The organism is Tessaracoccus lubricantis (genome assembly GCF_039544535.1).
In the GTDB taxonomy this organism is placed as follows: Bacteria; Actinomycetota; Actinomycetes; order Propionibacteriales; family Propionibacteriaceae; genus Arachnia; species Arachnia lubricantis.
In genome coordinates this window covers 62,217-76,939 of the sequence record NZ_BAABLV010000013.1, presented here as the reverse complement: position 1 = coordinate 76,939, position 14,723 = coordinate 62,217, and the positions used below count along the sequence as shown (strand labels likewise).

Genomic DNA, 14,723 nt, shown 5'->3' with positions numbered 1-14,723 from the left:
TCTGCGCCCGGTCGAAGGGCGACGGACCCTCCGCCCCCCCGTCTCGTGCCCTGAGCCGGGCGCCCGGCGCCCGGTCGAAGGGCGGCGGACCCGCCGGCGGCTACCCTGCGTCCATGACGGGGACGCGAACCACTGACTCCAACGTCCGCCTGTGGCTGGGTGCCGGCGCCGCCTACCTGTGCGTGGTCATCCCCGCCGTCGTCATCGGGTCCGGCGCCGCGGTGCTGCCGTGCGACGGCTTCCTCTGCAACGTCGGCAACGCGTTCCTGGGCGCGCTGGTCGGTGGTGCGCTGGGTCTCGTCGTGACGGCTGTGGTCGGCGCGAGGCTGGGGCTGCGGTGGTGGTTCGTGCCGGTGCTGGTGGCCGTCCTCGCGGTGGGAGTGGTGCTGTTCACCCGGTTCGACGGCGTGCCCGAGCGAGCGGGCGTGCTGCTGGCCCTGCTGTCCCCGATGGCGGGGGCGCTGTCCGCCGCAGGGCTCAGGCGGCGGGGGTTCACCGTCGGCATCGCCTCGCTCGCCGCCCTGGCCGTGTTCGGCACCGCCGTCCTCACGCTGGGAGCACACCTCGACCGGCGGGCACAGCTGGACCGGCGCGCCGATCAGTTCCGCGCCGCCGCCCTCCCGCTCCACGCGCCAACGGCCCTGGAGCAGGCCGAACTGCGTCTGGTGCTCGCCGAGGACGACCAGGTGATCTACGACCTCCGCACCCCGCAGCACACGGGCTGGCTGCGCATCGTCCTCGAGCCCGCCGCAACCCAGCCGTGCGAACTGGGGCGTAACGGGACCGACCTGGGGGACGGCATCGTCGCCACGGGGCGCGACCAGTCGTTCCGGCGGGTGTGCCGCCAGCTGGGTTCGGTCAACGCCGAGCTCTGGCCCGACTCCAGCGACAACGACTGGCAGGCGGACCAGATGGTCGAGGTGGCCAGGCAGCTCGAACCCGCCGACGCCCAGTGGTTCGTCGACCATCAGGCCCCCTGAACCACGGCGGCTGTCGGCTGCGGGCCTTGGATGGTGACGGTGGGTGAGGGCAGCTAGCGCGTCGGGCCGGCTTGGGCCGCCTGCGACGACCACCGCTCCGCTGCCGCGTTTGCTGCCCTGCCCAGCGCAGGCACCCAGCACCTCGACATGCAGCGGGTGACCCCAACGGCTAGTAGCTCAGCCCATGCCCGAACGGGTAGGCCACCCCGCCCGACGGCGACGGCACGTCGACGGGCAGCGTGCCGCTGGGGTTGACCTCGCCGGTGATCACGCGTACCAGCGACGCCGGCATCACCGGTGCGTAGGAGTACGTGCAGATCTCCGCGGGTGCCTCGTAGTGCGCCACGTCGTACGGGTTGCGCACCGCGACGGCGACCACCGGCTTGCCGGTCGCCACCAGCGCGTTGACGAGGCGCACCAGCGCCGAGTTCGGCGCCGCGTTCTGCGTGAGCACGACGACCAGGTCGACGTCCTGCGCAGCGGTCACCGCCGCGCTGATCTGGGCCGCGGTGGGGGAGTTGTAGTTGAGCCGCGTGGCCGTGGCCCCTGCCGCGGTGAACGCTGCCTGCACGTTGGTGGTCGTGCCCGCGCCCCACCCGGTGACCAGCACCTTCTTCCCGCTGACCGGCATGGGCAGCACGCCGTCGTTGCGGATGAGGGTGATGGTGCGGTCGGTCACGGCGTCGGCGATCTCCAGGTGCTGCGGGATGCCCACCACGGAACCGATGAGTGCCGGGTCGCACATGGGTTCGGCGATGATGCCGCGTCGGTGCTTCATCCGCAGGACGCGGGCCACCTTGCGGTCGATCTCCGCCTCGCTGATCCGTCCCGAGGTCACGGCCTCGAGCACGGCGTCGCGGGCCGCGATGGGCGACGGCGACATCAGCAGGATGTCGACACCGGCCTCCAGGGCGCGCACGGCCACCTCGGCGTCGCCGTACATCTCGCGGACGCCGGCCATGTTGAGGGCGTCGGTGATCACCACGCCGTCGTAGCCCAGCTGGTCGCGCAGCACGCCGGTGAGGATGGGCTTGGAGAGGGTGGCCGGGTCTCCGGAGTCGTCGAAGGCGGGCAGCAGTAGGTGCGCCGTCATGATCATGTCGATGCCCGCTGCGATCGCCGCGCGGAACGGCGGCGCGTCGAGGCGTTCCCATTCCTCACGGCTGTGGGTGATCAGTGGCAGGCCGTAGTGCGAGTCGACGGCGGTGTCGCCGTGGCCGGGGAAGTGCTTGGCCGACGCGGACACCCGGCCCGCGCCCTGGTAGCCCTCGACCTGGGCGGCCACCATCCGTGACACGAGTTCGGGGTCGGAGCTGAACGAACGCACGCCGATGACGGGGTTGGCGGGGTTGACGTTGACGTCTGCCACGGGGGCGAAGTTGGTGTTGATGCCCACCGCCCGCAGTTCCATGCCCGTGATCTCTGCCGCGGCCTTGGCGTTGGCCTCTGACCGGCCCGCGCCGAGCGCCATCGCGCCCGGGAACTGGGTGGCCGGCGGGCCGAAGCGGGTCACGATGCCCTGCTCCTGGTCGGTGGCCACCAGCAGCGGCACCGAGACCTTGTTGCCTTGTGGTTGGCCCTTCGTCGCGGTCACGCGGGTCTCGAGGGCGGCGGCCTGCAGGGTGTTGCTCAGCTGGGCCACGCCGTCGGGCCCGCCGGCGTAGCTGTCGGTCCAGGCGAAGTAGATGACGCCACCGAGGTGGAGCTCGCGCACCACGTCGACGGCCTTGCCGATGCCGAACAGTTGGAGGTTGCCCGTGTGTTCGACGGTGGGGTCGGCGCCGTAGACCTCCGAGACCATGAGCTGGCCCACCTTCTGGGGCAGCGTCATGCGGGAGATGATCGACTCGACGTAGCCGGTCACGTTGTTGGCCGAGGCCGGGAGGCGGCCGGCGACGGCGCTGGCGGCGAGGGTCCCCACGCCGAGGCCGAGCAGTTGTCGGCGGTTGAAGGTCAGCATCTTTGCTCCTCTCACATCGCCCGGGGGGAGGCGATCTCGCCACTCTGCCACCGTCCATGTTTTGGTTGCGGCGTCGCCCATGGGCGGCTCGGCGGTGGTGCGCACCGCAGCGCCTATCGTTGGGGGTGAAGCGAGGAGGCACCATGAGCGGCACAGCCGAAGTCCATGTCGGAGCAGAGCTCCGCCCCAGCAAGATCGAGCTCCTCCAGGGATGGCTGCCCCGCCAGCACTGGTTCTTCGGCGACGCCCAGAAGCTTGAGCGGGCCGCCAACTTCCGGCTGGTGGACCCCGACGGTGAGGTCGGTCTCGACGCGATGGTGATCTCCGACGGCACCCACGCCTACTTCGTGCCCGTCACGTGGCGTGCCCAGCCGTTGGAGGGTGCAGAACTCATCGGCACGCTCGAGCACTCGGTCCTCGGCACCCGCTACTGCTACGACGCCGCCACAGACCCGGTGTTCATGGCGGAACTGGAACGGGTCATCCGCGAGGCCGACTGCCAGGCCGACATCCATGACGCCCACGGCAACGTCATCCCGCTGGTGATGGACGTCAAGGGCAGCGGGGTGGTGCCGGGCGAGGCCCCCGAGGCCGAGCTGCAGTTGATGCGGGTCCTGGAACGCGCCGCCGACGTGCCTGGCGACGCCTTGGGCACGCTCATCGCGGACTGGACCGACGACGGCGGCCCGCGTCACGACCTGCTCGCGCTGCTGCGCTGATCCTGCCGGAGGGAAAGTCAGGGGCCCTGGACCGTCCACTGGTCGTCGGCCGGGCGTCCGGCCGCCAGCACCGTCCCGTTGCCGTCCGTGACCCCGCGCCAGCTCCGTAGCTGCAGCATCGCCACCGCCGCCGTCGGCATCGGCACGGACCGGCCGGTGGCGATCTCGATGAGTTCCTCGAGCGCCGGATTGTGTCCCACGAGCAAAACCGTCCGAGCGGAGCCGGGCAGGTCCGCCACGACGTCTGCCAGGTCCTGACCAATGAACGTGTAGGCCTTCTCGGAGAGGGTGCGGCGCACGGCGGGATCCAGGTGCGCGGCGAGCAGCTCCCACGTGGCACGCGCACGGGTGGCAACTGAGACGACGGCGAGGTCCACGCCGTCGACGTGCTCGGCGACCCACCGTCCGGTGTGCGGCGCCTGCCGAATGCCCCTGTCAGCGAGAGGCCGGTGCCGGTCCGCCACGGCCGTGCCCCAGTCGGACTTGGCGTGGCGCACGAGGATGAGGGTCACGGTCATGGTCCAGATTAAGCGGATGTGCGCACAATCGAGAAAAAGTTGCCAAAAAGAAACAATTGTTAGCGTCAACAGCCATTGACAGCTGTATAGGTTGGGAGGTGTTCACCGGTCCTCAACGACAACGCGGTCGCCGACCACGACAGGACAGATGCGTTGCCGCCAAAGAAGGAGACACCTATGTTCAAGCGCACCCGCAAACGTTTCGCGGCCTTGGCTGCGCTCGGGATGGCCAGCGCGGCGCTGCTCAGCGCCTGCGGCGACGGCGACACCGCCCCCACCACCGGCACCGATACCACGGCGGCCGGTGAGACCACCGCCGCCGAGCAGACCACGCCCGCCGGCGAGGAGAGCACGCCGGCCGGCTCGAGCGTCGATCTCTCCGGTAGCACCCTCAACGTCGTGGCCGCCTGGTCCGGCGCCGAGCAGGCCAACTTCGAGGCCGTCCTCCAGAAGTTCATGGACGACACCGGCGCCAGCGTCACCTACACCAGTTTCGGCGACAACGGCCCCACCTACATCTCCGGCCAGCTCGAGGGCGGCACCCCGCCCAACGTCGCCATCGTCGGCCAGCCGGCGCTGATGCAGCAGCTCGCCACCGATGGCCACCTCAAGCCGCTCTCCGACGACGTGAAGGCCGCCGTCGAGGAGAACTACTCGCAGTCCTGGCTCGACCTCGGCAGCGTCGACGGTGAGCTGTACGGCGTCTGGTTCAAGGCCGCCAACAAGTCGACCATGTGGTACAACGCCGACATCTGGGATGAGGCGGGCGCCGACGCCGGCGCCGCCGAGAGCTGGGACGGCTTCCTCGAGCAGCTCGGCCTGATCCGCGACGCGGGTTACGCGGGCATCTCGATCGGCGCCGACGTGGGCTGGCCGCTGACTGACTGGTTCGAGAACGTCTACCTGCGCACCGCGGGCCCCGAGATGTACGACCAGCTGACCAACCACGAGATCCCCTGGACGGACCCGTCGGTCAAGGAGGCGCTCGACGCGCTCGCAGAGCTGTGGAGCAGCGACCTCGTGCAGGACGGCGGCGCGCAGCGCACCTTCCCCGAGACCGTGACCGAGGTCTTCGGCGCTGACCCGCAGGCGGGCACCGTCTACGAGGGCGACTTCGTGGCCGGCAACATCGCAGACGACGGCAACTCCACCGTCGGCGAGAACGCGCTGTTCTTCAACTTCCCGTCCGTGAACGACTCCGGCCCGGCGGTGGTGGGCGGCGGCGACGTCGCCATCCAGTTCACCGACGACGAGGCCACCAACGCCCTCATGGCGTACCTGGCTTCGCCCGAGTCGGCGGCCGTGTGGGTGCCCAAGGGCGGCCTGACGTCGCCGAACAACGGTGTCGACACCTCGCTGTACCCCGACGACATCTCGCGTCAGATCGCTGAGGCCCTCACCGGCGCCGAGGCCTTCCGCTTCGACATGTCCGACCTGACGCCCAGCGCGTTCGGTGGCACCCAGGGCCAGGGCTTCTGGCAGGAGATGATCACCTTCTACGAGAACCCCTCCGACGTCGAGGGCACCATGCAGCGCCTCGAGGCGGCCGCCGCTTCGGCATACGGCAGCTGACAGGGGGCCCGGTGACTACCGTCGTCACCGCGCCGCAGCGTCCGAGGACCGGGGATCACCAGCCCCGGTCCTCGGGCCGCTTACGGCGCGGCCTGGTCATTGCCTCGTTCCTGGCGCCCGCGCTGATCGTGCTGGGTGCCCTCGTGGTCTACCCCATCGTGTTCACGCTGGTGCGCTCGTTCTACGACCGCACCGGCGAGAAGTTCACCGGCTGGCAGAACTACGTCACGATGTTCACCAACGAGACCACGTTCACCGCCATCCGCAACAACATCATGTGGGTGCTGGTGGCGCCGCTGGTGTGCACGGTGCTCGGCCTGATCTTCGCGGTGCTGCTGCAGCGGCTGAAGTGGAAGACGGCGTTCCGGCTGATCATCTTCATGCCGATGGCCATCTCGATGCTCGCCGCGGGCGTCATCTTCCGCGGCCTGTTCCAGGAGAACCCGCAGCTCGGCGCCGTGAACGCGGCCATCGTCGGGGTGCAGAACGCGTTCTCCGACACCGCCAACTATCCCGGCGCGAACCCCCGCAAGGACGTGGGCCTCGTCGCCGAGGGCGGGATCATCAGCACTGAGTCGACGGTGAACGCGGGCACGGTCGTCGACCTCCCGCTCACCGGCATCAGGCAGGACGACCTTCCGGAGGGCGCCGAGGGCGCCGTCGTGGCCGAAGCGCCGGGCGACGACCAGATCGCCGGCACCGTGTTCCTCGACGTCATCCGCGGCGGTGGCGGTACGCAGGGACAGGTCGAGGAGGGCAAGTCCGGGCTGCCCGGCATCCGCGTCGACGCGGTCGCCGAGGACGGCACGATCGCCGGGCACGCCACGACCGAGCCCAACGGCACCTACCTCATCGAGGGCCTCGAGCCGGGCGCCAGCTACCGCGTTGCACTGCCCGCGGCGAACTTCGGCGAGGGCGCGCAGGGTGTGTCGTGGTTGAGCTCCACGTTCATCAACGCCGTGGTGATCCTGTCGTACGTGTGGATCTGGGCGGGCTTCGCGATGGTGATGATCTCGTCGGGCCTGTCGGCCATGGACCCGTCGCTGCAGGAGGCCGCACGGATCGACGGCGCCAACGAGTGGCGCGTGTTCACCCGCATCACGGCCCCGCTGCTGGCGCCGGTGCTGATCGTGGTGTTCGTGACCCTGATCATCAACGTGCTGAAGATCTTCGACCTGGTCTACGTCATCCCGCCCGGCGCGTCGAAACCGGCGGCGAACGTGATCGCGGTGGAGATGTGGACGGTGTCGTTCGGTGGCGGCAATGACTACGGCCTGGGCTCCGCCTTGGCCATCTTGTTGTTGGTGCTGGTGCTGCCGTCGATGATCATGAACATCCGCCGCTTCCGAGAGGAGCGCAGCCGATGACCGCCGCAGAACTCAGCATCGTGAAGCCCAAGCTCACCCCCGCCCAGAAGGTGGTGCGTGCGCTGAACAACTCCGTGGTCAATGTGGTGTTGGCCATCGTGGCCATCTTCTGGCTGGTGCCCACCGTCGGGCTGCTGCTCACGTCGCTGCGCAGCTCGGGCGACAACGCGGCGTCTGGCTGGTGGCAGGTGTTCACCAAGCCGGCACAGCTGACGTTGGACAACTACGCCAACCTGCTGTCGAACCCGACGATCACCGGATCGTTCTGGAACACCGTGGTGATCGCGGTGCCGTCGACGGTGTTGGTGGTGCTGCTCGGGGCCTTGGCGGGGTACGCGTTCGCGTGGCTCGACTTCCCCGGCCGCGACTGGCTGCTGATCGCCGTCATCGTGCTGCTGGCGGTGCCCATCCAGGTGGCGCTGATCCCGCTCGCGCGGCTCTTCGGCCAGCTGGGGATCTTTGGCTCCGTGGTGGGTGTGATCCTGTTCCACGTGGCGTTCGGCCTGCCGTTCGCGATCTTCCTCCTGCGCAACTTCTTCACGCAGTTCCCGTCGGAGTTGTTGGAGGCGGCAAGGGTCGACGGCGCGTCGGAGTGGCAGATCTTCTTCCGGATGATCCTGCCCCTGGGCCTGCCGGCCATCGCGTCGCTGGCGATCTTCCAGTTCCTCTGGACGTGGAACGACATGCTGGTGGCGTTGATCTTCACCAACGCGCAGTCGATGCCGTTGACCGTGGCGATCCAGTCGCAACTGAGGCAGTTCGGCTCGAACATCGACGTGCTCTCGGCGGGTGCGTTCCTGTCGATGATCGTGCCGCTGATCGTGTTCTTCGCCTTCCAGCGCTACTTCGTCCAGGCGCTGCTGGCGGGTTCGCAGAAGTAACGCCGCTGTTCAGCCGCGGGCGGTCCCTTGGATGGGGCCGCCCGCGGTTGTCGCTCCTCGTGTCTGAATCTTGCCGGGTTCGTCACCGCAGGCTTCCGCCGGGCACGGGGCAAGAAGGACGCGAGTGTGTCCCGTGGGCGGGCGGGGCGACGTTGGGCGTGGCGGGATGCGGGTGGACTCTGAACTCGCGTCCTTCATGCCCCGTGCCCGGCTTCGGGTCTCGGCTGCTGGGGGGGTGTGGGCCGACACCGGTCCGCCGTCGTCGCCGGAGCGTGCGCCGTCGGGCGACTACAAGCCCCCAGCTCAGTCCCGGATGATCATCGCCCGCCCGCCGTAGGCCGGCAACTCGACGGTGAACCCGCGCAGGTCGTCGACCGCGCCGACCTTCCGTCGGGTGGTCAGGTCGAACACCCGGCCGGCGGGGAGCTTCTCCGACTGCACCCGGGCACTCAACTTCTCGCCTCCGAAGTTCAGCGCGGTGATCTGCGTCGTGCCGTTCTCCAACTCGTTGACCATCACCAGCAACGCCTTGTCGCCGACGTCCGGGACGTCGACGAGCGCGCCGCTGGGCAGCCCGTTGCGCTTGCGCACCTTCAGCACCTGCGCCAAGCGGCTCGCGAACGACGTCTCGCGCTTCAGCTGGTCTGGCACCGACCCGTACAGGGCCCGTGCGCGCGGCATGCCGCTCGACGACTTCTTGGCGTCCGGCGCCACGCCCAGCAGGTCGTAGGCTCCGCGTTCGATCCAGCGGGTGTCGCCCATGCTGATCAGGGCCTTCACCTCGCTGCGGTCCAGCGGCAGCGCGCCGACGAGGTCCCAGCCTGACAGCGCGAACACGCCCGGCTGCCATGCGTTGAACATGCACAGCAGCAGGTGCGCGGACGCGATGCGGCGGGCGTCGGCGTCGGAGATCTCGTCGAGGTCGGCGAACCCCAACGACGCGGCCACGATCGACGCCGTCGTGCTCGCGATGCCGTTGGTGGTGAACACCGCGTTGTAGGGTGCGGCGTCGCCGGTGAGCTTGTCGCGCATGGTCTGGCGCACGTGCTCGGCCAACTCGAGGCCGGTGTAGGTCTGGCCTCCGAGGGTGAATTCGTCGTCGCGGTGCGCGGTGGTGAAGTGCACCAGTTCGTAGGTCAGCTCGTCGTGGTTCTGCAGTGCGTGCACCAGCGACGCCTGGTCGATGCCGATGCGCATCGCCTCGCGCAGCACCAGCCGCAGGAATTCGGTGTCGCCCGTGGCAAGGGAGAACTGCGCGGCGGGGCGGGTGATGAAGTCATAGCTCAGGTCCGGCCCGACGGCGCCGGTGCGGGCGATGTCGTCGATCGACAGGTTGAGCTCCTGGAACGTGAAGCCACCCACCTTGCGCACCAGGGAGCCGATGAGCTGGTTCGCCGCCAACGACAACGGGTGCCCCTCGGACCACGCAGGCGACCCGACGGTCCGCTCGACGCCGAGGAACCCGTTGGCGTCGAGCCGCAGCCCGCCGGAGCCCAGGTCGAGCTGCGAATGCAGCGCGTCGCCCATCACCAGGCGCATGCCGGCGCACGTCGGGTCGAGCCAGTTGATGGTGGGCTGGCCCTCCTTGAAGTAGTGGAGGTACACCCACCGTCGCTCGACGCCCTTGTAGTCGACGATCGGCGGCGTGCAGGACCAGTTGGTCTCCTTCACGCCGGGCTCGTAGAAGATCACCCGCTGGAGGGCACCGATGATCAGCCCCTCGTCGGACAGCGCCTGCTCGGCCTCGGGGGAGAGGTTCACCGAGTCGCGACCCTCCGGCACGTCGGGCAGCAGGTGCCAGTGCTCCTCCGGGATGTCGACCATGTGGAAGATGCCCGGATAGTCGTGGTAGTTCAGCTCGGCGAGCCGGAAGTCGGCACCCTTGCCGGTGTGGCCCGGGACGATGTCGTCGATGATGGTGGCGTGGTGCCGGTTGGCGGTCTCGCACATGTGGCGGAACTCGTCCTCGGTGCCGAACAGGGGGTCGATCGCCATCGAGATGCGGTCGAAGTGCCCGTCCACCGACGGCGTGGGCTCCCAGCCATGGAGGCCTCCGGCGAGCTTCACCGGGCCGGTGTGGAGGGCGTCGATGCCGATCGACGAGAACGCGTCCCACAACGCCTGCGCGCCCAGCGCGCCGAGGAAGGACTCGCCCCTGTCCGTGATGTGCGACAGCGGGTACGCCGTGAACCACACCGACGCCCGCTGCAGCGCTGCCCGCGGGTCCGGGTGGGCGTATGGGTTGGCCCACATGAGGTGTTTGCCCGCCACCTGCCGCGACACCGCCAGCGCGTCGTGCAGCATCGACTGTTCCTCCAGCCACTCCACGTAGGCGCGGTTCTGCCCGGAGGCGGTGAAGGGCGGCGCGATGGGCCCCTGGTCGTCGGGCCGACGGCGTGCCCGGGGCCGCAGGCGCGCCGGGCGGGCCGCGAACCGCTGCTGGTCGAAGCTCGACTCCGGCAGTTCCTCGTCGTCGATCTGCTCAGGGACCGGGTTCTCAGGTGCGGTGGTCACCTGCCCCACGCTACCGGGGTCGGCACACGGATGAGGTGGCTCGCGGCTAGGAGGTTGTCTGGACCGACGGTGGCATGAGTTCATAGAGGACGGATTCTGCGCTCAAGAGCTGCTTTTCGACGGCTTCACAAAGGGCTTCCGAGTGGACTCGAAGCCCTAGCTCGATGTTGCTGCGTTCTGCGCTCATCGACATGTTGGCGCTCGTGACGATGAGGAACTGGTGGTCGACGGCGACAAACTTCGCATGATTCACGACCAGTTTCCCGTCCCGCTCCGTCGTGCGGAAGACCTTCGCCCCCGGAAGTTGTTCAGCCACCTCGGTGGCGGATGGGGTCCAAGGGTTGCTCGCCGCTGCGCCTGCGTCGAGATAGACACGGACGGACACCGAGCCGCGCTGCGCGACCTCGCGCAGCGCTTCCCAAAGCACCGAGGAGCGCTGGAAGTTGAACGTTGAGCACGTGACGGCGCTGCGGGCAGAACGAACGAGTTCGCCGACGCTGGACGTGAGGTCGCCGTAATCGGCCAAGTATCCGGGAAGCGTCCACTGCGGCAGGACCTCCGTGGGCCGGCTCTTCGCGCCTTGGATGCCGTAGAGCAGTGCACTGAGCTGAGCCGGGTCTTGTGCCCCCATGGCGGAGGTCGCCTCCTCCACGGCCTGTCTCACCGCGGCACGTCTGGACGCCTGCACGAGCTGCAACGCCTGCGTCAGCGTGCGTCCGGCGCTCACTGCCGTGGCGAGGTCCCCGGCCTCTGTGCCGGTGAGGGTGTCGCCCAAGTGGCGCAACTCATGGCTCATGGCACATCTCGGAAGAAGCCCAAGTCGTTGAATTCGCCCGGGAGCGGCACCAAGAATCGGCGATCCAGGAATCGATTGGCCCGTTCGCAGGAAGTTTCGGAGGCCATCGTGCAGCAGTGGCAGGCCGCACCGTGCAGGAAGTCCTCCGGCTGTTGCGGGGTGCGGTGGGCACAGATGGGGTCCGACGAGCAGCGCAGGGCTCGACGAAGCGCCCCGCGAACCGTGTCGTTCAGCCTCTCCGGCTGGCTCAACCGGACCAACCCGCCGAGCGTTCCATCGGAATCCGAGGAGGTCGTCAGCAACAAGACCCCCGCAGCCGGTTCACGTTGACCGTCCTCCCACGCGTAGATCCGCTCCGAAATGCTCGCGGCGCCGTAGCCGGAGGTCATCGCCATCTCGCGGAGCAACACGTGCGCAAAGGTGTGGAGCAGCCAGTACCTGGGCGGTTGTAGACGCGTCCAGTGGTCGGTCACGCTGGCGGTCTCCGACATGCGGTTCTCGAAGTTCCGCTTGTGCGCAGCCACGTGCGCCGCCCAGAGCGCTGAATTGTGCACGCGCTGCTCCCACTCCTGTACCGCTTCCTCGTCCAGTTGCAGGAAGATGCCCTCACCGCGGTTCTCTGTGCCCACCACCCAAGTTGGTGGCGTCAATGACAGCGGAGCACGGCGTGCTGGCAGATCGGCGACCCGGTCCATCTCGTCGATGCGTGTGAAGCCTATGAGAGCGTTGACCTGCCGCAGCTTCTCGACGGCCAGAATCCTGGCGATGGGGGATGGCAGGTCGGGGTCGCGGGGGCGCAGGCTGACGGTCAGCCCGCTCGCCTCGTCCTCGTGATGGTCGCCGCCCACCTGAAGGGTGAGGGCCTTCCACTCTGGTGCGAGCAGATCGTTGGGGTGCCAACCCTCTCGTCGTTCTGCCAAGGCCTCGCTACTGGCTGGGGTCAGCGCAGCTTGGTAAGCAGCGTGGAGTTCACCGTCGGCGATGGACGATAGGCCCTCGATCTCGGTGAGCGACCTTCGTAGCACCGACGCCCGCACTCCGTCGAAGTCTCCGATGTCATCACCGAGGGCGGCGCGGATCTTGTCCGCGAGGTCTTGCGCCTTCTCCGTGGGGTCCATCGGCATCACAATCACCGATTGCAGCTGCGGGAACCAGAGGTTGGAGGCGCCGATCAGCATGAGGTGCGTGCCGGCGCTGCAGCCCGCCGCATCGAACGCATTGAGGTGTGGGTGCCGTGCACGGCAGCCGGGGAGTTTGGCCCTGCCTGCTGCACCCAGTGCCTCGTTCATTCCGCGTTTCGCCCCGCATGAGGCGCACTGAATGGTGGCGGAGGCGCCGCGTCCCATCGTTGACTCCATCATCTTGAGATGTGGGATCTCCGACGTGGCGCACCGCTCGCCGTGGTGCACCCAGCCGTCGTAGGGGAACTCGTCAAGGTGCCCCATGGTGCAGGCGAGCAGGTACCTGGCGGGCAGCGCCAGTGGTCGTCGCTTCTTGCTGGCGTTGCCGCCCCTTCCGGGGCAGCCCTCGTGCTGGAATTGGGCTTCGTCGGGCCGGTAAGGGTGGGTGTTGCGATACCCGAAGTGGCTGAGCGGCGCCAATCTGTCGCAGCCTGTGCAGCGCAGCCACTGGGGAAAAACGACGGCGGGCACACCCAAGTCACGGCCGTCGTCCGAAAACAGCCCGACGTCGGGTTGGTGAGGGAACGGCCTGATCTCCCGCACTGGTGTCGCCAACTGGACTCGAACTGCGTCGAGGAGCCGGGGTGCGTGGATGGGCTTGCTGCCATCGCGGCGTGCCCACACCGGTTCCCATGCATCGTAGCCCGCCGGCATGACGGTGAAGTGGGGGAGATCCATGATCGCGCCAGGCCCGTAGGTGTACAGCAACGACGAAGGGCGTCCGGAGCCTACCTTCGCGAAGTTCTTCTTGGCGTTCGCTGCCTGCAGTTCTTCGCCGTCGGCGAGCGGGTCGAGTTGCCGGCGGCCCTTGATCCAACTGGTCATGTCACTCCTCCTCTGCAGGGAACACCCATTGCGGTGCGCCCTCGCCATGTTGAATCCAAAGACGTTCGGGTTTGGGGGAGACCAGCAGATTGATCTCCGGCTGAACCTCGCGCATCGAGTTGGGCACTACGAAGGGGGCACCCTCCAGGATCTCCTTGCGGGTGGTTGCCTCTGCCCCGATCATCAGGGGCGCCTGCCCGGCTTTGTGGGTCTTCTCATAGACGAGCTGTTTGCTCTCCGCCAGCGTGTCTGTCCGGCGTTTCCGCCAGTTGCCGAGCCGGCTCGCGAGCCGCTGCTTCACCAAGTTGGCGTCGTGCTCCCCACATGCGGTCAATGCCCTCGCGACGAGGCGACCCGTCAGCGCGTCGAGGAACGCCGTTTGCTCAGAGACACGGTTCGCACCGGATTCCGGTGACAACCCAGCCGCACCGTCGACGCCGGACGCCACCCTGGCGGCGCTCACGAGCACCCCCTCAAGCCCACGCTCAATCGAGGTGACCGAGTACGGGGTTACTGAGAGTGCTTCCACCTGGGCGTAGAAGGTCTCGTGGAAGTGACGGAACTGCTCGAAGTGTGCGAGGTCGCGTGGGCGAGCCCAGTTGCCCAAGGTGACCACCAGGCCTGGCCCGTCGGCCGAGCGGCCCACCCGGGAAGAGGCCTGGATGTACTCCGCAGTGTTCTTGGGCTGGCCCACCAGCAGCATGAGGCCCAGCCGCGGCACGTCGACGCCCACCTGAAGCATGGAGGTGGCGAGCACTGCGTCGAAGGGCAGCGGGCCCTCCCTAGGGACGGATTGCCCTGCTCGGGCAGCCGCGATCCGAGCTTGGCGTGCAGCGTTGGTGTCCTGATCGGGGTCGAAAGGCACCGCCAGTTGATTCAGCGTCTCAGTGATTGCGGAGCTGGCCACGCGTGAGGTGAGCTCCGCGTGGTTGATGGGCCCAAAGGCGATGCCACTGCGGCGGGGGAGTTTGGACCAGAGCCGTCCCCTTGCCAGGCCTGTCTGGATGTCGTCCTGCATGAAGCGGGCCATGCCTGCCAGTTCGCGGGTGGCGTTGAAGTAGGCCACCATCGTGAGGTAAGGATCGGCAGATGCCCCGCCGCGGTCCAGCAGAAGCTGCGCGCCTGCCATGAGAACCTCCGAGACGCGGATCTCTGCGGCCGTCAACCGCACGCCCGAGGCGCAGACCCCGATGTAGCGCCGACCGGGGTTCTCCTTGGAGATGGGCACTTCCCGTGAGAAGTACGTGTCCGAGGCGTCCAGCACTTGGGGCGGGAACAGCGCTGTGCCCCTTCCATACAGCGCCTTCACCTGATCGGCGGCATTGCGAACCGTGGCGGAGGAGCCAAGGCGCGCGTGGCTCTTCGTTGCTCAGTCAATCAGACGTGGGCATGAAGGGCAGACCTGCCTCT

11 protein-coding genes are annotated in these 14,723 nt (G+C 68.3%); 5 read left to right on the top strand and 6 right to left on the bottom strand.

The window, feature by feature from the left end; translation table 11 throughout:
- Window positions 1-113 precede the first annotated feature (113 nt).
- Entirely contained in the window at window positions 114-980 is an 867-nt protein-coding gene (locus tag ABEA30_RS04235) for a hypothetical protein (protein ID WP_345579456.1), read from the top strand.
- Between the two features lie 169 nt (window positions 981-1,149).
- Here ABEA30_RS04235 and ABEA30_RS04230 read toward each other — a convergent pair whose 3' ends face one another.
- Window positions 1,150-2,940 carry a glycoside hydrolase family 3 protein gene (locus ABEA30_RS04230; protein WP_345579453.1) on the bottom strand — a complete coding sequence of 597 codons (1,791 nt, stop codon included), beginning with the start codon at window positions 2,938-2,940 and terminating at the stop codon, window positions 1,150-1,152.
- 143 nt (window positions 2,941-3,083) lie between these two features.
- On the opposite strand from ABEA30_RS04230, the gene ABEA30_RS04225 reads away from it, so the two are divergent.
- Window positions 3,084-3,659: a maltokinase N-terminal cap-like domain-containing protein gene (locus ABEA30_RS04225; RefSeq protein WP_345579450.1), complete on the top strand. Its 576-nt coding sequence runs from the start codon at window positions 3,084-3,086 to the stop codon at window positions 3,657-3,659.
- A 17-nt stretch (window positions 3,660-3,676) separates the two neighbouring features.
- Here ABEA30_RS04225 and ABEA30_RS04220 read toward each other — a convergent pair whose 3' ends face one another.
- Window positions 3,677-4,177, bottom strand: coding sequence for a SixA phosphatase family protein (locus tag ABEA30_RS04220; RefSeq protein WP_345579447.1), 501 nt, complete (start codon window positions 4,175-4,177; stop codon window positions 3,677-3,679).
- A gap of 177 nt (window positions 4,178-4,354) precedes the next feature.
- Here ABEA30_RS04220 and ABEA30_RS04215 point away from each other — a divergent pair, with 177 nt between their 5' ends.
- From ABEA30_RS04215 to ABEA30_RS04205, 3 genes are read left to right on the top strand one after another with little or no spacing between them, the layout of a single operon-like run.
- The gene (locus tag ABEA30_RS04215) at window positions 4,355-5,749 is read left to right on the top strand and encodes an ABC transporter substrate-binding protein (protein ID WP_345579444.1); all 1,395 of its coding nucleotides are present in this window, start codon (window positions 4,355-4,357) and stop codon (window positions 5,747-5,749) included.
- A gap of 11 nt (window positions 5,750-5,760) precedes the next feature.
- The gene (locus ABEA30_RS04210; protein WP_345579441.1) at window positions 5,761-7,116 is read left to right on the top strand and encodes a carbohydrate ABC transporter permease; all 1,356 of its coding nucleotides are present in this window, start codon (window positions 5,761-5,763) and stop codon (window positions 7,114-7,116) included.
- On the top strand, window positions 7,113-7,997 hold the full coding sequence (locus tag ABEA30_RS04205) for a carbohydrate ABC transporter permease (RefSeq protein ID WP_345579438.1): 885 nt from the start codon (window positions 7,113-7,115) through the stop codon (window positions 7,995-7,997). Before ABEA30_RS04210 ends, ABEA30_RS04205 begins: the two co-directional genes overlap by 4 nt.
- 303 nt (window positions 7,998-8,300) lie before the next feature.
- Here the strand turns inward: ABEA30_RS04205 and treS are convergent, their stop codons facing one another.
- Genes treS through ABEA30_RS04185 form a run of 4 tightly spaced genes read right to left on the bottom strand, consistent with a single transcriptional unit; the run spans window position 8,301 to window position 14,541 of the window.
- The gene (treS, locus tag ABEA30_RS04200; protein WP_345579435.1) at window positions 8,301-10,511 is read right to left on the bottom strand and encodes a maltose alpha-D-glucosyltransferase; all 2,211 of its coding nucleotides are present in this window, start codon (window positions 10,509-10,511) and stop codon (window positions 8,301-8,303) included.
- A gap of 46 nt (window positions 10,512-10,557) precedes the next feature.
- On the bottom strand, window positions 10,558-11,307 hold the full coding sequence (drmC, locus tag ABEA30_RS04195; RefSeq protein WP_345579432.1) for a DISARM system phospholipase D-like protein DrmC: 750 nt from the start codon (window positions 11,305-11,307) through the stop codon (window positions 10,558-10,560).
- Complete coding sequence (gene drmB / locus ABEA30_RS04190; RefSeq protein WP_345579429.1) at window positions 11,304-13,313, bottom strand: DrmB family protein; 2,010 nt, start codon at window positions 13,311-13,313, stop codon at window positions 11,304-11,306. The genes drmC and drmB overlap by 4 nt, the downstream gene beginning before the upstream one ends.
- Before the next feature lies 1 nt (window position 13,314).
- The gene (locus ABEA30_RS04185; protein ID WP_345579426.1) at window positions 13,315-14,541 is read right to left on the bottom strand and encodes a helicase-related protein; all 1,227 of its coding nucleotides are present in this window, start codon (window positions 14,539-14,541) and stop codon (window positions 13,315-13,317) included.
- Window positions 14,542-14,723 lie beyond the last annotated feature (182 nt).

Excerpts from the sequence above, each read along its gene's own strand:
- drmC (WP_345579432.1), bottom strand. The coding sequence starts at position 11,307 with ATGAGCCATGAGTTGCGCCACTTGGGCGACACCCTCACCGGCACAGAG.
- ABEA30_RS04215 (WP_345579444.1), top strand. The coding sequence starts at position 4,355 with ATGTTCAAGCGCACCCGCAAACGTTTCGCGGCCTTGGCTGCGCTCGGG.
- ABEA30_RS04220 (WP_345579447.1), bottom strand. The coding sequence starts at position 4,177 with ATGACCGTGACCCTCATCCTCGTGCGCCACGCCAAGTCCGACTGGGGC.
- ABEA30_RS04235 (WP_345579456.1), top strand. The coding sequence starts at position 114 with ATGACGGGGACGCGAACCACTGACTCCAACGTCCGCCTGTGGCTGGGT.
- drmB (WP_345579429.1), bottom strand. The coding sequence starts at position 13,313 with ATGACCAGTTGGATCAAGGGCCGCCGGCAACTCGACCCGCTCGCCGAC.
- ABEA30_RS04230 (WP_345579453.1), bottom strand. The coding sequence starts at position 2,940 with ATGCTGACCTTCAACCGCCGACAACTGCTCGGCCTCGGCGTGGGGACC.
- ABEA30_RS04205 (WP_345579438.1), top strand. The coding sequence starts at position 7,113 with ATGACCGCCGCAGAACTCAGCATCGTGAAGCCCAAGCTCACCCCCGCC.
- ABEA30_RS04225 (WP_345579450.1), top strand. The coding sequence starts at position 3,084 with ATGAGCGGCACAGCCGAAGTCCATGTCGGAGCAGAGCTCCGCCCCAGC.